Source organism: Butyrivibrio proteoclasticus B316 (assembly GCF_000145035.1).
Taxonomy (GTDB): domain Bacteria; phylum Bacillota; class Clostridia; order Lachnospirales; family Lachnospiraceae; genus Butyrivibrio; species Butyrivibrio proteoclasticus.
In genome coordinates, this window is record NC_014387.1 from 343,386 (window position 1) to 366,786 (window position 23,401).

General features: G+C 41.2%; 14 protein-coding genes. 12 read left to right on the forward strand and 2 right to left on the reverse strand.

Annotation, left to right across the window (positions count from 1 at the left end; all coding sequences use genetic code 11):
• Positions 1-21 precede the first annotated feature (21 nt).
• From BPR_RS01365 to dnaB, 10 genes are all read left to right on the forward strand, one after another.
• Positions 22-2,478 (forward strand): alpha/beta hydrolase, encoded by a 2,457-nt coding sequence (locus BPR_RS01365; protein ID WP_013279663.1) that lies wholly within the window; start codon positions 22-24, stop codon positions 2,476-2,478.
• Positions 2,479-2,481: 3 nt separating this feature from the next.
• Positions 2,482-3,372, forward strand: coding sequence for an alpha/beta hydrolase (locus tag BPR_RS01370; protein ID WP_013279664.1), 891 nt, complete (start codon positions 2,482-2,484; stop codon positions 3,370-3,372).
• Positions 3,373-4,188 carry an alpha/beta fold hydrolase gene (locus BPR_RS19415; RefSeq protein ID WP_013279665.1) on the forward strand — a complete coding sequence of 272 codons (816 nt, stop codon included), beginning with the start codon at positions 3,373-3,375 and terminating at the stop codon, positions 4,186-4,188. It abuts the gene before it with no gap.
• Between the two features lie 36 nt (positions 4,189-4,224).
• The gene (locus tag BPR_RS01380) at positions 4,225-4,521 is read left to right on the forward strand and encodes an STAS domain-containing protein (protein WP_013279666.1); all 297 of its coding nucleotides are present in this window, start codon (positions 4,225-4,227) and stop codon (positions 4,519-4,521) included.
• Complete coding sequence (locus BPR_RS01385; protein ID WP_013279667.1) at positions 4,518-4,958, forward strand: ATP-binding protein; 441 nt, start codon at positions 4,518-4,520, stop codon at positions 4,956-4,958. The genes BPR_RS01380 and BPR_RS01385 overlap by 4 nt, the downstream gene beginning before the upstream one ends.
• 138 nt (positions 4,959-5,096) lie before the next feature.
• Positions 5,097-6,263: a YibE/F family protein gene (locus BPR_RS01390; protein ID WP_013279668.1), complete on the forward strand. Its 1,167-nt coding sequence runs from the start codon at positions 5,097-5,099 to the stop codon at positions 6,261-6,263.
• A 120-nt stretch (positions 6,264-6,383) separates the two neighbouring features.
• Positions 6,384-11,792 (forward strand): CehA/McbA family metallohydrolase, encoded by a 5,409-nt coding sequence (locus tag BPR_RS19420; protein WP_013279669.1) that lies wholly within the window; start codon positions 6,384-6,386, stop codon positions 11,790-11,792.
• Between the two features lie 128 nt (positions 11,793-11,920).
• The gene (locus BPR_RS01400) at positions 11,921-13,972 is read left to right on the forward strand and encodes a DHH family phosphoesterase (protein WP_034475745.1); all 2,052 of its coding nucleotides are present in this window, start codon (positions 11,921-11,923) and stop codon (positions 13,970-13,972) included.
• A gap of 3 nt (positions 13,973-13,975) precedes the next feature.
• Positions 13,976-14,422: a 50S ribosomal protein L9 gene (rplI, locus tag BPR_RS01405; RefSeq protein ID WP_013279671.1), complete on the forward strand. Its 447-nt coding sequence runs from the start codon at positions 13,976-13,978 to the stop codon at positions 14,420-14,422.
• A gap of 1 nt (position 14,423) precedes the next feature.
• A complete protein-coding gene (gene dnaB, locus BPR_RS01410; RefSeq protein ID WP_013279672.1) occupies positions 14,424-15,767 on the forward strand; it encodes a replicative DNA helicase in 1,344 nt (447 codons plus the stop codon).
• A gap of 147 nt (positions 15,768-15,914) precedes the next feature.
• Here dnaB and BPR_RS01415 read toward each other — a convergent pair whose 3' ends face one another.
• On the reverse strand, positions 15,915-16,085 hold the full coding sequence (locus tag BPR_RS01415; RefSeq protein WP_013279673.1) for a DUF362 domain-containing protein: 171 nt from the start codon (positions 16,083-16,085) through the stop codon (positions 15,915-15,917).
• A gap of 415 nt (positions 16,086-16,500) precedes the next feature.
• On the opposite strand from BPR_RS01415, the gene nifJ reads away from it, so the two are divergent.
• Complete coding sequence (gene nifJ / locus BPR_RS01420) at positions 16,501-20,031, forward strand: pyruvate:ferredoxin (flavodoxin) oxidoreductase (protein WP_013279674.1); 3,531 nt, start codon at positions 16,501-16,503, stop codon at positions 20,029-20,031.
• Between the two features lie 145 nt (positions 20,032-20,176).
• Here the strand turns inward: nifJ and BPR_RS01425 are convergent, their stop codons facing one another.
• The gene (locus BPR_RS01425) at positions 20,177-20,974 is read right to left on the reverse strand and encodes an adaptor protein MecA (RefSeq protein WP_013279675.1); all 798 of its coding nucleotides are present in this window, start codon (positions 20,972-20,974) and stop codon (positions 20,177-20,179) included.
• 719 nt (positions 20,975-21,693) lie between these two features.
• On the opposite strand from BPR_RS01425, the gene BPR_RS01430 reads away from it, so the two are divergent.
• Entirely contained in the window at positions 21,694-23,397 is a 1,704-nt protein-coding gene (locus tag BPR_RS01430; protein WP_013279676.1) for a glycosyl hydrolase family 18 protein, read from the forward strand.
• The last annotated feature ends 4 nt before the right edge of the window (positions 23,398-23,401 follow it).

Below are 23,401 nucleotides of genomic sequence, written 5' to 3' on the forward strand. Positions count from 1 at the left end.
ATCCGGAAAGGAGGAATCTAGATGGCTGGTAATGATAAGACGATGGCTGGAAAGATCAGAAGGGGAGCCATACGTATTGGACTTGAGGTTATACAGGGACTTGGTAGCAGCGGTGAACAGCCGCCTGAGGAAAAAGCGCCTGATAATGTCAAGGAAGCAAGAAACTTCCCATACATTAACCGTGAAGGAATTCCTCTTGCAATGGATATATTTCAGCCTGTTGGACCGGAATATGATGAGAGAGAGCTTCCTGTAATAGTAACAATACATGGTGGAGGCCTTGTTACCGGTGACCGTAAAATCTCACTGAATCTGTCAAGAGATCTGGCTTCAAGAGGCTATCTCGTATTTGCTATAGAATACAGACTCGCCCCAAGAGCCAATGTCTGTGAACAGCTTGATGACGTCTGCGCAGGGCTTGATCTTGTTGGAAGTAAGCTTGTTGAGTACGATGTGGATTACTCCAGGATTTTCCTGACTGCTGATAGTGCGGGTGCATTCCTGGCAATCTATACCGCTGCCATGAAGAATTCAGTTAAATTGCAGCGCGTAATAGGGCACGAACCCAGCAGAATGGTGTTTAAGGCTCTTGGTATTTCCTGTGGAATGTTCTATACCAACAAGGACGATATTTTGGGAGCTCTTTTGTCAGAACAGTTCTATGGTGACAGAAAGGATGACTCTAACTTTATCCAGTACATGAACCCTGAACATCCTGAGATAGTTAATAATCTTCCACCGACATTTTTTGTTACCAGCAGGGGAGATTTCCTTAATCAGTACACTATTTCTTATAGTAAAGCTCTCAAACGCGCAGGTAAGACCTCTAAGCTGCTGTACTACAGCGAGGAATATCTTAACCATACCTTCAACTTTGCTCATCCTGATTTTCCACAGAGTAAGGATGCTAATACCAAGATGCTTGCTTTCTTTGAAGAACAGGCTGCTATTTACGCTGACAGGCAGATCAATTCAGTACAGAAGGAAAAAGAGTATAAAGAGCTTAAAAAGAGTATTGAGACGGGTAAGTCTGGCAATATGAAGATGTACAAGGCTATCAAGACTCTTAACTCTTTTGATGAAACCAGATTGGATGCACCTGCTCTTAAATGTGATGGAAAGACAGTATCTTATAGGCAGATGTTCAGAAAATGGGACGAATATGCTGAAGTCTTTTCTGCTATTAATATGACAGGCGGGAAAAAAGCTCGTGTGATCATCCCCGGTGCTATGACCAAGGAAGCTATTTACAGTTTCTATGCCCTTAATATGACTGGCGCAGTCATCTCTTTGTATCCTTACAGGATCATGGGAAACATTGAGGATATGTTAAGTGCTATAGAGAGAGAAAAAATCACAGATGTGATACTGACTGATTATGAAACATCTCCTGCATATGCAAGGAAGCTGGCAAGTAGCAAAGAAGAGCTGGGCCTTAATAACATTATAATACTGGATACTCAGCTCCCTGAAAGTGAGATGAGTAAAGAAGAACTGATGCTGACCCGAAGCAATATCAGTCAGCTTAAGAAGGTACAAGGAGTAAGCTTTATGTCTGACCTTCTGGTCAAGTATGAAGCATCGAAGATTGTCATTGATGATAACACTTCTGACGAAACTTTGATCTTCCATGAATTGCAGGCAGAAGAAAATAAGTTTGCATCACTTGGACTGGCAGAAGAAGCGCTTAACAGGATTGTATATGAGTTATCCTCGCTATATAGTAAGGATACAAGCACTGCTCTGGCAGGTTTGTCATGCGATCTGTTTTCGCGAAGTGTCCTGGTAAACCAGCTGCAGCTTACGCTTTTTATCGGCAATCAGCTTGTTATAACGCACAAGACTATTTATAACAAGGATTTCTTTAAGAAAGCCTGTGGTGATTATGTTAATTATCTGTTCCTTAGAGAAATAGATATGAAAAAGATCATGGCTTCTGCTAAAGGATTGAGAATGAATGCGTCCAGTATTGATGTGTTATATCTTTTTGCTGAAAAAATGACAAAAGAAAAGACTGATGCAATTCAGGATTTCTTTGAAATGTATGGAGGCCATCCGCAGATAGTAGTTCTGGGCAATTCGGGCTCAATGCTTGTAGGTAAGAGAACTAAGCCAAGAACTGTATTTACGCTTGCACCTCTAAGACCGATTCCTGCAGCCAAGCCAATGACAATGCCTCTTACTCCATACGCGCCGGCAGGTCTTTCGGCACTGAGCGCTTCTCCAAGAAAACTGCCATCTGTAGGCTCTATGCCTAATCCTCTGGTATGGAAGGATATCAATGGAAACAAACACGATCTTAGTAAGATTGTGGAAAAGATAGGCATTATAGCAACCAAAATGATGAATAAGCCTAAGAAGAAAGCTTTAAACCCGAATGAACCAAATGGAAATACAGATGAAGGGCTTAAGCAGCTTATGGGCATACTGGCAGTTATGTTTGAGCCATCCCAGACAGACTATTATTACGAGGAATGATAAATGAACAGCTTTATCTATTATTTCTCCCGGATGATCCAAAGGAAAGCGGACCCGATACTTAATTCCATAACGCCGGTAATACGCGATGATATTGAAGCGAAGCTGAACCTGGAATACCAAGGAGATGATGGAAATACTCTTAAGGTCGACATATACAGAGGTAAAAAACATGCTGAGTCTGGTGCAAAACTCCCGGTAATGATCATGGTGCATGGAGGAGGCTTGTATACAGGCAATCAGACAATTGAGTATAACCTTTGTCAGCTTATGGCTATAAGAGGTTTTCTGGTTTTTTCCATCTCTTATCGTCTGATGACTGACGCAACACTCATGCAGGAAATTGCAGATGTAGCTGCCGGTTTTAGATATGTCGACAAGCATTTGGATAATTTTAATGGTGACAGGGGCAGGGTGAATGTGGTCGCAGAAAGCGCCGGTGCATATTTATCAATATACACAGTAGCTATGCACAGATCTCAGGCCTTATGGGAGAAGATAAACTGTAGAACTTCTACGTTAAACGTTAGAAGGATGGCGTGTTTTAGCGGAATGTACTACACAGATAAGTTTGATCTTATTGGAATGCTGTATCCGCAGCAGATATTCAAAGATATGCGTAAGGACAAGGAATTTATGAAGATGATGAATCCGGAGCACCCGGAGATAATTAATAATCTTCCACCGATGCATCTTACATCGAGTGATGCGGACTTCCTTGGCAAATATACCTTGTCTTTTGCTGACGCTCTTAAAAAGGCTGGAATAAAATGTAAAGTAATGTTCTATAGAGGAAACAAAGAACTTACTCATGCATTCCCTGCTCAAAAGAGCTTTTTACCGGAAAGTATTGAAGTAATTGATGATGTGACCCGATTTTTCCAGGAGGACTAAATGAGCTGGCTTACATTAAAGGATGGAGAAAGACTATTTTACCAGGATATCGGAAGCGGTCGTAAAACTGTTGTGATGTTGCATGGATGGGCAAGCTCCCATGAGATTTATTCAAGGCCAGTAGAGCTTATGAAGGAAAAGGCAAGATTTATCATTTATGATCTCCGCGGACATGGAGAGAGTAAAGATGCATGTAAGGAGCAGGTTGGAATAGAAACTCTTGCTTCTGATCTAAATGAGCTGATAACAACCCTTGAACTTCAGGATATCAATCTTTTTGGCTGGTCTATGGGCGGAGCTGTGGCGCTCAAGTATATTGATATGTATGGGTGCGACAAGATCAAGCAGACCATAATATGCGATATGTCGCCCAAACAGCTCAATGATGCAGAGTGGAAACTTGGCAGCAAGGTTGAGGATTCTATCATCAAAGAGACAGGTGGTTACGAGAAGTGTGATTTTTACACCATATATAAGGATTTCTCTCTTAAATCAATGCCGGAGCTTGTAGAGGTTCCGGGAAAAGTTCTGGATAGGCTTATCAGAATGAGACTGGATGAATGTAACGAGACGGTTCTTAGAAGTCTTATTAAGTCTTTGGATGCACAGGATAACAGGGAAGTGTTCAAAAAGATGAATGTCCCGCTTGTTTACTTTTATGCTAATCCGGGATCTATCTTTTCTCCCAAGCTGGTTAACTGGTATAGGGATAATTCTGTTAATGAATTCAGGGCTGAGGAATTCAAAGGAAACCATATGTTTATTATGGATAATCCGGATGTTTTTGCACAAAAACTCGTTAATGTGTTACTATAAGAATAACCATTAAAAGAACTTGGAGGAGATGCAACCATGACAATCAACAAGACTCAAAACGGTGATGAAGTTATTTTTGCTCTTGAGGGTAAGCTTGATACAACGACTGCACCTGATCTCGATGCTGCGCTTAAGGAATCCTTTAGTGGTGCCAAGAAGATGATACTTGATTTTGCAAATCTTCAGTTTATTTCATCTGCAGGACTCAGAGTAATTCTTAATGCACAGAAGGTTATGAATGAGAAGGGCGATCTTGTAATAAAAAATTCAGGCCCGCAGATTCTGGAAGTGTTTGAAATTACAGGTTTCTCAGACTTTTTGAAGATTGAATGATGGAAAAAAATATTAAATTAGAAGCTACGATGGATAATTTCAAGGTGGTGAGTAAGTTTGTGGACGACCTGATTAGCGGGAATGTTGTTGACGAGCTTATTCATGACCAGATAATAGTGGCCGTAGAGGAAATATACGTTAATGTCGCGCATTATGCCTATGGGCAATTGGACGAAAACGGTGATTCCATCCCTGATTCGGGAACGGGGCCGGTGGAAGTGATTGTTTCTGATGAAAACAGAGTGGTAACGATCACGTTTATTGATAGTGGAATAATGTATAATCCGCTTGAAAAGCCTGACCCTGATGTCACTAAACCGCCCAGTGAGAGGCAGATTGGCGGCTATGGTATATTTATGGTCAAGAAGACAATGGATAACATGACCTATAAATACGAGGACGATCATAATATACTTTCCTTCAGTAAAAAATATTAAAATTATATTAAACATTTCTGTGGAAATTATGAATTTTATTTGATAGAATAGAGAACGCACCCCTTGAATTATACTAATTCAGGCGTGCGTTTTTTGTCGGTTTTTAGTCATGCTTTTTAGAGGAGCAACTGTCGAATAATGGGGAATGTTCGGGGGACGAGAACTCTTAATTCTAAATGGGACTTTAAACGTATCGTAGCCATTTTTGTTCTGATGGCTATTTTTGTCGTGTCTGTCTGCTTTATCAGATTTGGTCTGGTAGAGAAGTCTGAGAGTAGTGCTACATCACATTTTGTCAGAGCTACAGTATCACAACTGATTCAGGATAATACCCAGAAAGATGAGAATACGGAAGGAATTCTGCGTGGATCGCAGGAAGTGATCGTTCAAATATCCTCCGGTCCTTTTAAGGGCAAGAAGTATCAGACAACTAATTACCTGAGTGCGCTTTTTAATATTAATGCGCAGGAGGGGACGAGGGTGATAGTGCGCCTTGATCCACAGAGTGATGGCTATAGTGCTTTTATCTATAGTTATGACAGGACAGGGATACTGCTCGTGATGTTTGGAGTATTTGCGTTGTCTCTTATATTAATTGGAAGAAGCAAGGGTGCAATGGCACTTGTATCGCTTATATTTACTCTTTTTGCCATTGTGTCTATTTTGTTCCCGCTTCTTGAGTATGGTTTTCCGGCTATACCTGCTACTATTTTAATTGTCTTTTATACTACGGTATTCACGTTTGTTTTGATTGATGGAATCAATAAAAAAACTATCAGTGGTGCGCTTGGAACTCTTGCGGGAGTTCTTATCGCCAGTATTTTTGCGGCATTCGCCGGATTTATTTCTCACATTTCAGGATTTCAGACTAATGAGGCTGAAGAATTATTGTTGATCGGTACAGACCATGGGATGAAAATTTCAGGTCTTTTTACAGCGGGTATTCTGATCGCATCTCTCGGAGCTGTCATGGACGTTGCAATGAGTATTGCATCTGCCGTACATGAGCTTCATGAGGTCAATGATCAGATGTCTGCCATGGAACTTTTTCGCTCGGGTATGAATATTGGACGAGATGCGATGGGAACTATGGCAAATACCCTGATCCTTGCATTTGCAGGATCCTCTTTTACACTTCTCCTGCTTATTTACTATTACAACATTGGATTTACGCAGCTGATCAACACTGATATGGTTGCGAGAGAAGTGATACAGGGGCTTTCAGGCAGCATTGGTATTGTCCTTACTGTACCGATAGTGGCTTTTCTCTCTGCCACTATAGAAACCTACAAAAGAGAGAGGTGAGGAAGCTGCTGGGGACATGAGAGTGCAGCGGAAAATTGTTACTGCTTAGTTTATGTAGGAAGCGTTACGGCACTGACTGCGTAGGAACAGTAACGAAAAAGTATTGAAAGGTGGGAAGATATGAAGAACAGAAAGCGCATACTGGCGTTTATCCTGGCCGGATTTATGTCAGTAACAACAGCGTTTCAGTCCACCAGTGCTGTAGTATACGCTACAGAGGGAACTGAAATAGCTGTGGAAGCATCAAGCGCAGCGTCATCCCAGGAGGATGCTGTAGTTGATGAGAGCCTTGAGGCTTCAGAGGCTGGTTCACTTGCTAGCTCTGAAGGAACTTCCGTTGAAAAAGAAGTTACAGAAAATCCGGAAGTAACAGAAGAAGCTTTAGAGGGAGCAGAAGAAACAAAAGAAGCAGAAAAGGATGTTGATAAGGCAGCAGATGCTCAGGCAGAGGTTTCTATTTCAACAGTTAAGGAAGTTAAAGAAAAAGCATCCGGAGAATTCACTGTAAAGGGTGTTATAGTCTATGTAAATGGCAAGAACGCATATTTACAGGATGATACAGGTGCTATTTGCCTCTACGGAATAAGTGAACTTGCAGTAGGAAATCTTGTTACCGCAAAGGGAACTTACCAGGACTATAACGGACTTCTGGAGCTGTCAGGTGCGACACTTGTAGAAAATGACACAACAAATACCAAGGATTATCCTTTTGTTACATTTGATGGAGATGAGATTGCAACACTTGTAGCAAACCATGATGACTATGAGTGCCAGAGAGTAATACTCAAAAATGTAACAGTAGGCTCAAAGGCCGATATCGGTAAATCAAAGGTTACACTTACCAGTGGCTCTTCAAGCGTTCTTGTATTTGACAAGAGCAATATAACCAAGGCTTTTGGTGATATTGAAGAGGGAACTAAGGTTAACGTTACAGCAGTTGTCAGCGATTATAAGGGACTTCAGGTAGTTCTTTATTCTGATGACAGTCACAAGATGGTTGAAGTCGTTCCTTCAGAGCCATCAGAGCCAACTGATCCATCAGTAATAGAGATTGACGATTCAGTTACCCTTAACATTGCTTCTTTTGCCGGATCAGATGTATCTGCGTTTGACGGTGACCTTGTAGTATATGCTGATGGAACTGTAGCAAATGACGGTGCCAACAAGGATCATGAGATCACAGCTTACATAGGCGGCAAGCAGGCATCTCCTGTATATACATACAGTTCAAGCGGAACCTCCTACAGCATTATTGGTTCTAAGGGAATGAAGTCAGGTGACTACTACCAGCTTACTATTTCAGGTAAGGGTTATGGTCTTTACAAACTTGCATTCTCAATGAAGGGATCTAATACAGGAGCCAAGAACTGGACAGTATCTTATAGTACAGATGGCGAGAATTACTCAAATATTGGGGATAAGTTTACAGTTTCTGCAAACTGGGCTGAGTATTCATTCTCAGTACCTGCTGTAGTTAAGCATGTAGACAAGTTATATTTCAGAGTTGGACCTTCAGACAACACATCTATAAAAGGTGCAGAGATAGGAACAGGCGGAGTTAATAGATTAACACCTATATCTGTAACAGGAAGCCCTGTAGAAGCTCCTGATATTACAGCTCCTGCAGAAGTAGAGCCTGTAGCCGGAGAAATTCCTTATGATACAGCTCTTACAATGACATGTAAGACAGAGGGAGCAACAATTTACTATTCAGTAAATGGCAGTGACTTTGAGGTATATGATGATGCCAATAAGCCTGTTCTTACACAGGAAATGTTTGTTGCAGCTTCTGAGCTTGATGTTGTAAAAAAAGCTGTTGTAACAACATATGCTACTTGCGACGGAAGAAAAGACAGCGTTAAGAAAGATTACATTTACACACAGGCACAGGTTGCCACAGTTAAGGCAAGCCCTAACGGCGGTGCAGTAAGATTAAACAGCGCAGTTACACTTGCAACAGCTACAGAGGGCGCTAAGATCGAGTACTCTTTGGATAATGGTGAGACATGGACAGAGTATACTGATCCATTTCTTCTTAAAGAGCTTCCTGCTACTGTACTTGCCAAGGCAAACCTTGAAGGCTATGCAGAGAGCCCTGTAGCAACATTTGAGTTTACACAGAGAATTAATGAAGAATACAATATTTACTTTGGTCAGCTCCATTCACACACCAACTATTCTGATGGTGCAGGTAGCTGCGACGAAGCATTTAATCATGCTGCAAACGAAGTAGATAACCTCGATTTCCTTGCAGTAACAGACCACTCTAACTCTTTTGACAATGATACTTCCGCAACCATCACAGATGGTTCAGCATCTTCTGAGTGGAAAGAGGGACATGAGCTTGCTGATAAGTACACATCAGATGATTTCGTAGGTCTTTATGGCTATGAGATGACTTGGTCAGGTGGAGCACCAGGACACATGAACACCTTTAACACAGGCGGATTCATGAGCCGTAACATGACAGGCTATGAGAGTAAGTCCAGAACTGCTCTTCAGAACTATTATGCTCAGCTTGTTAACACACCTGAATCAATCAGTATGTTCAACCATCCTGGAACTACTTTCGGTGATTTCTATGACTTTGCTTATTACAGCAAGGCTAATGACCAGCAGATAACACTTATCGAAGTTGGTAACGGTGAAGGTGCAATCGGCAGTGCAGGTTACTTCCCTTCATATGAGTATTACACAAGAGCACTTGATAAGGGCTGGCATATCGCTCCTGCTAACAACCAGGATAACCATAAGGGAAGATGGGGAGATGCAAACACAGGCAGAACAGTAATCCTTGCAGATTCTCTTACACGTGAGAATATTTATGACGCTATCCGCAATATGCGTGTATATGCGACAGAAGATAACGACCTTCATATCTACTACACATTAAATGGTATGGAGATGGGTACTATTCTTGATGAGCAGCCTTCTGAGGTTAACATCAAGGTTAAGACATCTGATGCTACTGACTCAGGAAGGATGAATGTAGAAGTAATTGCAAACGGAGGTGTTACTGTTGCTTCCAAGACAGTAGATGAAGCTGCTGCTGAGACAACATTTACACTTGAGCCTAATTTCAACTACTACTACATTAGAGTAACTCAGGCTGATGGCAATATTGCTGTTACAGCTCCTGTATGGCTTTCAGATGTTGAGGCTGTAGGAATCAGCTCTCTTTCAACAGATACTGCACTTCCTGTAGCCGGAGAAGCTCTTAATATCAAGGCTGCTCTTTACAATAATGAAGCAAGTGATTTTGATATCACATCTATCACTTACACAGTTTCAGGCGAAATTGTACATGTTACAGAGCTTACAGATGAGAACAATAAGATCAAATCTCAGGGCGAACTTGTAGATAGCTTTGAACTTGTTCAAAACGACGAAGGAATGAAGCAGATTGCAGTTACAATGACAGGATACCTTAATGGTGTTTCCAAGACTTATACTGCTACATTGGATCTTGTATTTATCTCACCTGAAATGGTTACTCATGTTGTTGTAGATGGCTCACATCTGAACGACTATGTTAACGGTTACTATAGCGGTAACGTTGGAAACTTTGCTGATATCGCTGCAGGCGACAATGTTAAGGTTGATGTTGTTACCGGCGAGATCACAGCTCAGACACTTGCAGATGCATCTGTATTTGTTGTTTCCGCTCCAAATAAGAACACCAAGTATGGTGAAGTTAAGCATTTTGAAGACTCATTTATCGAACTGGTAAAAGAGTATGTTGCAAGAGGTGGAAACCTTATAGTATGCGGTCTTGCAGATTATCAGGACACCAAGGACGGACAGTCATCCACAGAGATCAACAAGCTCCTTGCTGCAATAGGTGCTACTACAAGGATCAACTCTGATGAGATAGTAGATAATGACAAAAATGGTGGTCAGGAGTACAGATTGTACTTCAGCAACTTTAACAGAGACTGCTATCTTACAGAAGGCGTTACAAGTACCCAGACATACAGCGCTTACAGCGGATGTTCAGTAAGACTTGATCCTGCTGCTGTAGCTGCAGGTACTGCAGAGGCCGTTGTTTATGGACATGAAACAACCTACACCAAGGATTGCAAGCAGTTTGATGAGCATTATGTTGAAGTTCCTAAGGGAAGTGTTGTGGCTGCTGCAAGAGAGACACTTTCAAGCGGATCAGATGTACTGGTAACAGGTACTGTATTCCTTTCAAACTTCGAAGTTAAGTCAGAGCTTGATTACGGCGGACAGGAATTCTACGCTAACAGAAATATTCTTTTGAATTATCTTGCTCAGAATAAAAAGGAAATAAAGGTTAGCACAATTGCTGAGATGAGACAGGGTAATCCTGGAGACATCTTCACTGTAGAAGGTTATGTAACAGCAGGTACTGCAGTTGAAGGAAACAAGTTCTTTGATACCATCTATGTACAGGATGACACAGCAGGAACAACTGTATTCCCTGTTGCGGACACAGGAATTGAAGTTGGTACTAAGGTAAGACTTACAGGATTTGTTGATGGCTATCAGGGCGATCTCGAAATTCAGATTTACAATTATAAGATCCTTGATGGTGAAAAGAAGGTCATTGAACCTGCCAAGGTTACTACTAAAGAGGCTGCTGATTACAACGCTCTTGGCGGCTCGCTTCTCAAGGTAGAAGGAAAAGTAACAAAAGTTGTTACTAACTCTTCAGGTGTTGATTACTTCTATGTTGTTGACGAGTCTGGCGTAGAGGCAAGAGTGTTCATTGATGGTTATATCCTTGCTTCTGACGGAAATGATACAGTTAGCGAAGATGTTAAGGTTGGAAACACAATAAGCGCTGTTGGACTTTCATACTATAATCCGGACGGAGCATGTCTTAGAGTTCGTGACAGAGCAGAGATTGAACTTGTTAAGACTTCGGATGAACCAGAAGCTAAGCTTGTTAAGAAGTATGGCAAGTACTATTACATGACTGAAGATGGTGAGAAACTCACAGGATTCCATGCAGTAGACGGAGTGCTCAGATTCTTTAATGAGAGCACCGGAGTAATGGCAGTTAACAAGTGGATTACTGTTGATGGTAAGAAGTACAGAGCTGTTGAAGATGGAAGAATCGCAGCTAATGAGATCATCAGAGAATATGGCTCAGATTACTATCTTGGCGAAGATGGAGTGCTTGTAACAGGAATTATTGAATACAATGGCAATAAGTACTGTGCAAGGTCAAATGGCAAGATTGCAAAGAGTGGACTTCTTGAGATTGACGGAGAATACTACATTCCAAATTCAGATGGAACACTAAAGCATGACGTCAAGACAGACATATACTTCTCAGAGTACATTTTAGGTTCTGACTGCAAGGCAGTTAAGGGCTTTACAACCTATGATGGACAGAGATATTATTGCAAGTCCAACGGCAGAGTAGCCAAGGATTATATGTTCACAGTTGACGGATATACATATTATGCCAAGAAGGACGGCACACTTGCAGTATCAGAGACAATCACAAGATACTTCAAGAAGTATACCTTTGATGAGAATGGCCATTTGGTTAAGTGATCATCAGAACTAGTTAAATAATGTGTTTTATTTCAAACTCCGTGATAGAGATTTCTATCACGGAGTTTTGTGCTATACTATAGTAAGTGAAAACATGTCCAAATTTTTGGGGAAGAGGACTTAGAATAATGTCTAACAAGAACAGAGTTAAGCTAAAGGGGAAATTAAGGACATATCTGCGTGTCTTTTCATATCTTGGAATATTGCTATTTCTTATAAATATAGCAGTGTTTACCGTCGACTTTACAGCCGGCCTTATTTTATTGGCATTCACCGGTCTGTATTTCGTTGTGGTTCTTTATATTAATTTCTATAATAGGCCGCTCATTATGAATGAGCTTGTGAGCTTTGCTACTGAGTATGGTCAGATCCAGAAAAAGCTCTTAAGAGAGCTTGATCTTGCACATGCTGTACTTGATGATACAGGTAAGGTCGTATGGACCAACCAGGCATTTGAGCGAATTGTTCATTTGGAGCGAGGCTATAGAAAATCTATAACAACTCTTTTCCCAAGTATTACACCGGACAAGTTCCCTGAAGGATACGAGGAGCTATCCTACGAAATTGAATATGAGAACAGCAATTATACAATGAAGATCAAGAGAATTTCTCTTCATGAGATGGCTGTTAACAGCGATATTATTGATGCTCAGGAGTATGAAGGCAGCCTTATTGCGATATATCTTTTTGATGAGACAGCGCTCAGACTGGCTATAGAAGAAGTTGACAATCAGTCCCTGGCAGCCGGCCTTATTTATCTTGATAACTACGAAGAGGCCCTTGATAGTGTAGAAGAGGTCAGAAGATCTCTTTTGACAGCGCTTATCGATAGAAAAATAAATAAATATATTGCTTCCTGCAATGGTATTGCCAAGAAAATAGAGAAGGACAAGTACTTTGTCGTAATGCCCAAGAAGTCATGCGAGATGTTAAGAGATCAGAAATTTGACCTTCTTGAGGATGTTAAGACAGTTAATATTGGTAATGAGATGGCTGTGACTCTCAGTATTGGAATCGGACTTGACGGACTGTCTTATGCGCAGAATTATGAATTTGCCAGAAATGCCATAGACCTCGCTCTTGGTCGAGGTGGAGATCAGGCGGTTGTTAAGAGCAATGACAATATTTCTTATTATGGCGGTAAGAGCCAGCAGATTGAGAAGAGCACCAGAGTTAAGGCGAGAGTTAAGGCTCATGCTCTTAGAGAAATTATTTCCGGCAAGGATACAGTTATTGTAATGGGACACAGGATTGGTGATGTAGACAGCTTCGGATCATCAGTCGGTATTTACAGAATTGCCAAGACACTAGATAGAAAGTGTCATATTGTTTTAAATGATGTAACTACTTCAATGCAGCCACTTGTTGACCTGTTCAAGAATAATCCTGATTATGAAGAGGATATGATCATATCCAATCAGCAGGCTATCGACATGGCTGGCAGCAACACAGTTCTGGTAGTAGTCGATGTTAATAAGCCCAGTATTACAGAGTGCCCTGAGCTTCTCAGATTTTGTAAGACTATAGTTGTGCTCGATCATCACAGAGCTGGCACGGAAGTTATAGAGAACGCTACTCTGTCATATGTTGAGCCTTATGCTTCATCTGCCTGTGAGATGGTTTCAGAGATTCTTCAGTACATTGGTGAAAACGTCAAGATCAAGAATGAAGAGGCGGACAGCCTGTATTCAGGAATGATCGTTGATACCAATAACTTTATGAATAAGACAGGCGTGCGTACTTTTGAGGCAGCAGCGTTCCTTAGGAGAAATGGTGCAGATGTCACACGTGTTCGTAAGCTCTTTAGAGAGGATGCTCTTGAGTACAAGGCCAAGGCTGATGTTGTAAGTCAGGCTCAGGTATATAAAGGCAAATTTGCTATTTCCGTACTCAAGAACGATGAGATTCAGAGCCCGACGATCATTGGCGCTCAGGCTGCCAATGAGCTACTCAATATTAAGGGCGTAAGAGCAAGCTTTATTTGTACTGAGTACCAGAATCAGGTTTATGTAAGTGCCAGATCAATCGACGAAGTTAATGTTCAGGTCATCATGGAGAAGCTTGGTGGCGGCGGACATATGAGTTCAGCCGGTTGTCAGATAGAAAATGTGAATGCTGAACAGGCTATAGAGATAGTCAAGCAGACACTGGATAAAATGATGGAAGAAGGAGAATTATAATAAATGCAGGTAATTTTGTTAGAAGATGTTAAGACACTTGGCAAAAAAGGAGAAATCGTCAAGGTAAGTGACGGCTATGCCAAGAACTTTGTAATTCCCAAGAAGTTGGGCGTAGAGGCAACACAGAAGGCACTCAATGAGCTTAAGAATCAGCAGAAGAGAGATTCTATCATTGCTCAGCAGCAGCTCGATGAAGCTAAGGCTTATGGTGAGAAGATCAGTAAGGAGACAATCCAGCTTACTATGAAGGCCGGAGAGGGCGGAAGAGTTTTTGGCTCAGTATCCACCAAGGAAATCGTTACAGCTGCCAAGCAGCAGTTTGGCTTTGATATCGACAAGAAGAAGCTTCAGATGCCTGAACCAATCAAGTCATTTGGAACTTATGAGATACCTGTTAAGCTTCATCCTCAGGTAACCTCTACAATTAAGGTTTGTGTAAAGGAACAGTAATATGGCAGAAGAGACGCTGTTAAAAAGGGTTGCGCCTAACAGCCTTGAAGCGGAGCAGTCAGTAGTTGGAGCTATGCTCATGGATAAAGATGCCATCGAGATTGCTGCAGAGATAGTAACTGCCGATGACTTCTACAACAGGCAGCTTGGTGTGCTCTTTGAGACAATGGTTGAACTTAATAGAGAAGGCAGCGCAGTCGATATAGTTACACTTCAGAACAGACTTCGTGAAAAGAATGTTCCACCGAATGTTAGTAGTGTTGAGTTTATCGGTGATCTGATAAATGCAGTTCCAACATCAGCTAATGTCAAGTATTATGCCAAGATAGTAGCAGATAAATCTACTCTCAGAAAACTTATACATGTAAGTGAAGAGACAATCAATGCCTGCTACAATGACGCAGATGATATGGAAGGCGTTTTGAATGACGCTGAGAAGAAGGTATTCCAGATAACGCAGAAGCGTAATACGGGTGACTTTGTATCAATTGATCAGGTCGTTATGAATGCCCTTAACAGAATTGAGATTGCAAGTAAGATGAAAGGCAATGTTACAGGCCATTCAACAGGATTTACAGATCTGGATTATAATACAGCCGGATTCCAGCCTTCGGACCTTATTCTGATCGCGGCAAGACCTGCTATGGGTAAGACGGCATTCGTACTGAACATAGCTGAACATATGGCTTTCCATGATAATAAATGCGTAGCAATGTTCTCACTGGAAATGTCCAAGGAGCAGTTTGTTAACCGTCTCCTTTCTATGGAATCACATGTTGATTCTCAGCACATCAGAACAGGTAATATGTCGGATATGGACTGGGAGAAACTCATTGAGAGTGCTGATGTTGTAGGCTCGTCCAAGCTTATAATCGATGATACTCCGAGTATTTCTATCCAGGAGCTCAGATCCAAGTGCCGTAAATATAAGATGGAGTTTGATCTTCAGGTTATTATGATCGACTATTTACAGCTTATGTCAGGCGGTACGGGAAGAGCGTCGGAATCAAGACAGCAGGAGATTTCTGAGATTTCAAGATCATTAAAGGCTCTTGCCAGAGAGCTCAATGTCCCTGTCATAGCGCTTTCTCAGCTGTCACGAGCAGTTGAACAGAGACCTGATCACAGACCTATGTTGTCTGACCTTCGAGAATCCGGAGCTATCGAGCAGGACGCAGATATGGTTATGTTCCTGTATAGAGATGATTATTATAATAAGGATACTGAGAAAAAGGGAATTGCGGAAGTTATTATAGCCAAGCAAAGACATGGCCCTATCGGAACGGTAGAGCTCATCTGGCTTCCACAGTATACTAAATTTGCTAATCTTGAGAAGGGTCACTAATGAGCGAAAATAAGAGTATGCGAGCCCTTCGCACTCGGAAATGCAGAGCATTTCCTCGTTCATTTGGTTGCGTCAAATATCAAATAAAAAAAGAGCAATTCTTCAAGTGAACTTGAGAATTGCTCTTTTATCATTTTCTGCTTGGACTCAACCCTGAGAGATTGCTGATACAGGGCACTGAGCTGCACATGAACCGCAGTCGATACATGTATTTGCATCGATAACGTACTGTGTATCTCCCTGAGAAATTGCTGATACAGGGCACTGAGCAGCGCATGAACCGCAGCTGATGCAACCATCACTAATAACGTATGCCATAATAGTCTCCTTCCATTATTTAAATGCCATATTGTGTCAAATTGCAGAACGGTTAGCCATACCGTTCATTGATACATGATTATGATAATATAACAGAAGTTTTTGCGCAAGACTATTAACGAAAACTTTTATCAGATGAAAAGATTAAATTAAAATAAATTAACTGACAATATGGATAAACAAGGGAAATGTAAGCGTTTACATAAATTGCCGTCAAACCCTTGTAAACATTGACATCAGTATAGATTTGATGATACTATTGAATACGGCAGAATACGAGTGAAATATCCGTCACATCTGTTTTCCATGGGAGGAAGAAAATGTGAACGGAATTTTTGCGCGGTTTCTTAGGTTTTCTATACAACTTATTATATAAGCCAAAATAATCCAAAAATTTAAGGTAGGAGGAATCAAAATGGCAAGAAACATGAAAACCATGGACGGTAACGAAGCAGCTGCATATGCATCATATGCTTTTACTGAAGTTGCTGCTATGTACCCAATCACACCATCATCTGTTATGCCTGAGCATGTAGATGAATGGGCAACAGCCGGAAAGAAGAATATTTTCGGTCGTACAGTACAGATTACAGAAATGCAGTCTGAGGCTGGTGCAGCTGGTGCTGTACACGGATCACTGGTAGTAGGTGCACTTACATCTACATACACAGCTTCACAGGGACTTCTTCTTATGATCCCTGATATTTACAAGGTAGCCGGTGAGAGACTTCCTGGAGTATTCAACGTATCTGCTCGTTGTGTAGCTTCTCACGCACTCAACATCTTTGGTGATCACTCAGACGTATACGCTTGCCGTCAGACAGGTGCTGCTATGCTTTGTGATTCCAGCGTACAGGAAGTAATGGACCTTACTCCTGTAGCATATTGCGCAGCTATTGAAGGTAGAATTCCTTTCATCAACTTCTTCGACGGATTCCGTACATCACACGAAATTCAGAAGATCGAGGTTTGGGACTACAAGGATCTTGATGAGATGGTTAACCATGATGCTATTGATGCATTCAAGGCTAGCGCTCTTAATCCTAACCATCCATGTCAGATGGGCTCAGCTCAGAACCCTGACATCTTCTTCCAGACAAGAGAAGCTTGTAACACAGGTTATAATGAGCTTCCTGAAATTGTTCAGAAGTACATGGACAAGGTTAATGCTAAGATTGGTACAGATTACAAGCTCTTTAACTACTATGGAGATCCTAACGCAGAAGTAGTTATCGTTGCTATGGGTTCTGTAAACGATACAATCGAAGAGACTATCGATTATCTTGAGAAGCAGGGCAAGAAGGTTGGTGTTGTTAAGGTTCGTCTTTACAGACCATTCTCAGCTAAGGCTCTTGTTGATGCTATCCCTGCATCAGTTAAGAGAATCGAAGTTCTTGATAGAACTAAGGAGCCTGGATCATATCGTGAGCCTCTTGCTCTTGATGTTATCGCAGCTCTTAAGGGAACTAAGTTTGAATCAGTTCCTGTATTCTGTGGCCGTTATGGTCTTGGTTCTAAGGATACAACACCTGCACAGATCGTTGCTGTATTCGAGAACGACAAGAAGGAAGAGTTTACAATCGGTATCGAGGATGATGTAACAAATCTTTCACTTGATGCTGGTGCTCCACTTGTTACAACTCCAGAGGGAACAACAAACTGTAAGTTCTGGGGTCTTGGTGCTGACGGTACTGTTGGTGCTAACAAGAACTCTATCAAGATCATTGGTGATAACACAGACATGTATGCACAGGCATACTTTGATTATGACTCCAAGAAGTCTGGTGGTGTTACAATGTCTCACCTTAGATTTGGTAAGAAGCCTATTAAGTCAACTTACCTTATCAAGAAGGCTGACTTCGTAGCTTGCCACAATCCATCATATATCCGTAAGTTCAACATGGTTCAGGAACTTGTTGATGGTGGTTCATTCCTTCTTAACTGCCCTTGGACAGTAGATCAGCTTGAGGCTGAGATTCCTGGTCAGGTTAAGAAGTTCATGTATGATCACAAGATCAACTTCTATATCATGAACGGTTCTAAGATCGGTGTTGAAGTTGGAATGGGACCTACAAGAATTAACACAATTCTTCAGTCTGCATTCTTCAACATCACAAAGATCATTCCTGAAGAAGATGCTATTAAGTTCATGAAGGACGCTGCTCAGAAGACATATGGCCGTAAGGGTGAAGATGTTGTTAAGAAGAACTGGGCTGCTATCGATGCCGGTGCAGATCCTAAGAACCTTATCAAGGTTGAGATTCCTGAGTCATGGAAGGATGCACAGGATGAAGGTCTTGACTTCAAGAAGGCTGAAGGCAGCAGAAAGGACGTTGTTGACTTCGTTAACAATATCCAGACTAAGGTTAACGCTCAGGAAGGTAACACTCTTAAGGTTTCAGATGTACTTCCTTACGTTGCTGGTGATACACCTTCAGGATCAGCTGCATTCGAGAAGAGAGGTATTGCAGTTAACGTTCCTGCTTGGGACGCTACAACATGTATTGGATGTGGATTCTGTTCACTTGTATGTCCACACGCTGCAATCCGTACAATCGCTATGACAGATGATGAGATTGCTAAGGCTCCAGAGGGACTTCAGACTAAGCCTCTTGTTGGAATGGATGGATATAAGTATTCAGTTGTTATTTCTGCTCTTGACTGTACAGGTTGCGGTTCTTGCGCAAATGTATGTCCTGGTAACAATAAGGGCGAGACACTTAAGATGGGTGCTATCGCAGCTAACAAGGACGAGCAGAAGTACTTCGATTATGCTGTAACACTTCCTATTAAGGAAGACGTTGTTGCTAAGTTTGGCGAAGGCTCAATTAAGGGCTCACAGTTCAAGCAGCCACTCCTTGAGTTCTCAGGCGCTTGCGCAGGTTGTGGTGAGACTCCTTATGTTAAGCTTGTTACTCAGCTCTTTGGTGACAGAATGTACGTTGCAAACGCTACAGGATGTACATCAATCTGGGGTAACTCTTCACCTTCAACACCATACACAGTAAATGCTAAGGGCCAGGGTCCTGCATGGGATAACTCATTGTTCGAGGATAACGCTGAGTTTGGTATGGGTATGGTACTTGCTCAGAACGCACTTCGTGATGCTATCAAGGAGCAGGTTGAGGCTGTTGTAGCTGCTGGCGGCGCTGCTAAGGATGCTGCTCAGAAGTGGCTTGATACATTCTCAAATGGCGCTGAGAACTCAGCTGCTACAGATGCTCTTATCGAGGCTCTTAAGGGTGACAACTCAGATGCAGCTAAGTACATCATCAAGAACAAAGACTTCGCAGCTAAGAAGTCACAGTGGATCTTCGGTGGTGACGGTTGGGCATTCGATATCGGATTTGGTGGTCTTGATCACGTACTTGCTTCCGGTAAGGATGTTAACGTTCTCGTTGTAAACACTGAGGTTTACTCAAATACAGGCGGACAGTCATCTAAGGCTACTCCTACAGGTGCTGTTGCACAGTTCGCTGCAGGTGGTAAAGAGATCAAGCAGAAGGATCTTGCTTCTATCGCAATGAGCTATGGCTACGTATATGTTGCCCAGATCGCTATGGGCGCTAATATGCAGCAGACAATCAATGCAATTAAAGAGGCTGAGGCTTATCCAGGACCTTCACTTATCATCGCATATGCTCCTTGTATCAACCAGGGTCTTAAGGCCGGCATGAACAAGGTTATGGATGAGGAGAAGAAGGCTGTAGCTACAGGATATTGGGATATGTTCAGATTCAATCCTCAGGCAGAGAACAAGTTCACTCTTGATTCTAAACCAGCTACAGAAGACTTCCAGAGCTTCCTTGATGGTGAGGTTAGATACCTTTCACTTAAGCTCAAGAATCCTGAGAGAGCTGCTAAGCTCAACGCTGCTGCTGCTGAGCATGCTAAGGAGCACAGAGCTTACCTTGAGAAACTCGTTTCTCTTTATGGCAAGAACTAATTAAATAAATGCTGATAATAAGGAGTCGGTTCAGTAATGGACCGGCTCCTTTAACGTAAGTTATTTAGTATAGGAATTAATACAAAGAAAAATAGACAGAAGGCTGATGCCTTCTGTCTATTTAAATTACATAGCACTGATATGATCAAATTTTGGAAAGTGCCTGTACAGCGTTATCTCTGACAAGTGTTGTATAATGCTCTGCAAGATACTGTTCCTCTGCAGTTGAACCAATCTCGGTCTTACCATATTCGGTGAGAAGAGAACAGATATTAGCAAATACATTATCTTCAAGCTCGCCCTGATGAAGTATCAGATAGAACTTGCCATTTGTTTCATTCTTGTACAATGTGTTGATACCATTGAATTTCCTGCTAACAATTGCAGCGAATCTAGTAACCTCGTGAAGAGAGTCAAATGAAAAGATTCTGGAACCTTTTCTGCTAGGTTGTCCCTTCTTGCGAGGGTTAGTAGTTTTTTCCTTAAGCTTCTTGGAATCTGAGAAAGGACTGCTCATTGAGGAATCTAATGAATCACTAAGATTGCTGTGTTGCAGTCTTCGGAAAAGACCCATTACATCTTCTTCCTCATCCTCCTCATATTCTTCGTCCTCATCGTCGTAATCGTATTCGTCCTCTTCATCTTCCTCGTGTACGGATGGAGCAAAATTGGAAAAACGTGTGTCCAACTCTTCGGGATCCTCTACCTTGGTAATAATAAGAACAATACATTCTGAGTTGATGGGGATAGCTTCGATCATAAGAGGAGTGTCCTCAGCGTCAAAACCATATTGTAAATTTGCTTGCTGCATCATGTCCTGAAATAGCTCTTTGGCTTTCTCGGTTCCATATGCAAGCTCTGTAATCTTAAGGTCGCGCTTCGCAAGGTCATCTTTGGTAAGTGTGCATCGAATCTGATGATCATTGACTTTTTCAATTTTCATGATGCTTACCTCCTGACTTTGGAATACATAGATACTAATTTATTGAGTATTCTATGTCAATAGAGTTATCGTCAGATTTTACAAAAAAATTAAATTTTGTACAATTTAACGATTGGAATTAGGAAAAAATTTTCCATCTTAATAAAATCTTAAGAAATTTCGATGGTAAATCTTAATAATTTCCTAGTACTATAAATTTTGTGAGGCGCCTGCCTGGACATTACAGTCCGGAAAGGAGGCGAGAATCAGAAACATAATCGTTATTTTCTTTTATTCATTGTTTCATATGCCAGTATGAAATGTCTTACTAAGATTTATTCGATTTAGTTTCTTAAATTATTTTCACAAAAACAACGTTAATTGCATAGACAATTTATAGTATTTTCCTAATACTATTATACCATATTTGGTGAAATCGACATGCACCAAAACTAAGGACTAGGCAAGTGGCGCCTCGGATATTAATATACGTCAAAAGAAAATGTGGCTTTTACATGAATGCTTCAGAATTTATCACATGCATAATACCTTTTGGTTCTGAAAAAGACACAATATAATAAGGAAAAAGTGCATAAAAACTATCAATAATCATCGCTAATATATAAAGAGGACCCCGCCTTACATATACATATTAAAAATGCGATATGCACAGAGACTTAAATAATGACGTATATTGAATAGTTTGCTATAATATAGAGCGATTGTAAAGGAGCTAGGACATGAAAAAGAAAGTAATTCCAGCGATTATTATAATCGCTCTTATTTTAGTTATTGGCGGAATATATGCCGCGCAAATAGCTTATCAGCATTATTCATACAGTGATGAAAGGGCTGATCTTAACAACTACTTTGATATCAGTAGTGATACAGATGTTGCTATTATCCTTGGAAATGAGAGGATAGAAGAGAGAGCAAGACTTTTGGACGGCCATTATTATATGGATTTTGCATCAGTACAGAAGTATCTTAACGATAGATTCTACTATGGAGAGGCAGATAATTCTCTCTTTTACACAACTGCAAGTAAGGTGATCATAGCAGAGGTTGGTTCCACAACATGGACAGATTCAACAGGTACGTCTGAGGATGTGGGTTACGTGATTGCCAGAACAGAAGGCGAAGAACTCTATGTTGCTCTTGATTATGTAAAGAAATATACAAATTTCTTTTACGAGGGATTTACAGAGCCTAATCATATGCAGCTCACTACAAGTTGGGATGATGAGAAGATTGCTTCTATTAATAAAGATACACAGCTTCGACTTCGTGGTGGTGTTAAGAGTGAAATCCTTATTGATCTTGCCAAGGGAGATACTGTTACAGTTCTGGAAGAGCTTGAGAACTGGACAAAAGTTAAGAGCTCAGATTCTTATATTGGATATGTAGAGAATAAGAGACTTTCTGACATTACAACTAAGAGCCCGATTCCTGTAACTGATTATGTAGAAGAAGAGTATACATCACTTAACAGAGGGCATAAGATCAACCTGGGCTTCCATAATATTGGTGGTGTTGCGGGTAACGATACATTTTCATCGGTTGTTGCCGGAGCAAAGAGCCTTAATGTAATCTCTCCAACATGGTTCAAACTTAATTCCAATGATGGAGATGTGACAAGCATAGCGTCAGCTTCTTATGTTAGAGCAGCTCATGACAAGGGTCTTGAAGTGTGGGCTTTGTTCGATAACTTTACAGGAACAGGAGATTTTTCCACAACAGAGTTTCTTTCTCGTTACAAGAGCAGACAGAACGCTATTGATCAGCTTATGGCTCTTGCTACTGAAATGGGTGTTGATGGGATCAATCTGGATTTTGAGACTATCGATTATGAAGATGGACAGTCTTACGTGGAATTTGTAAGAGAATTATCTATTGCCTGCAGAGCAAATGGGCTTGTTTACTCAATAGATGACTATGTGCCTATGCATTTTAATGACCACTACAACCTTAGAGAACAGGGAATTGTAGCAGATTATGTGATCATCATGGGATATGATGAGCATTACGCCGGATCTGCTGAGGCCGGATCTGTAGCTTCTCTTAGTTATGTAGAAAATGGTCTAATTAATACGACAGCCAAGGTTGATCCATCCAAAGTTATTAATGCTGTTCCATTTTATACCAGAATATGGCATACTTCTGGAGGCGCTCTTTCAAGTGAAGCAGTGTCAATGCAGACTGCCAAGGATTATATTTCTAATCATAGTATTGAGCTGACCTGGGATGTAGAAGCCGGGCAGAACTATGGAGAATTTACATCTTCAGAAGGAACCTTCAATCAGATTTGGATGGAGGATGCTACTTCCATCGGCCAGAAGATTGATTCTATGAGAGCTCAGAATATTGCCGGAATTGCAGAATGGTCACTTGGCATGGAAACACCAGATGTTTGGGACGTTATTGCAGGTTATATCGAGGAATAAAGAA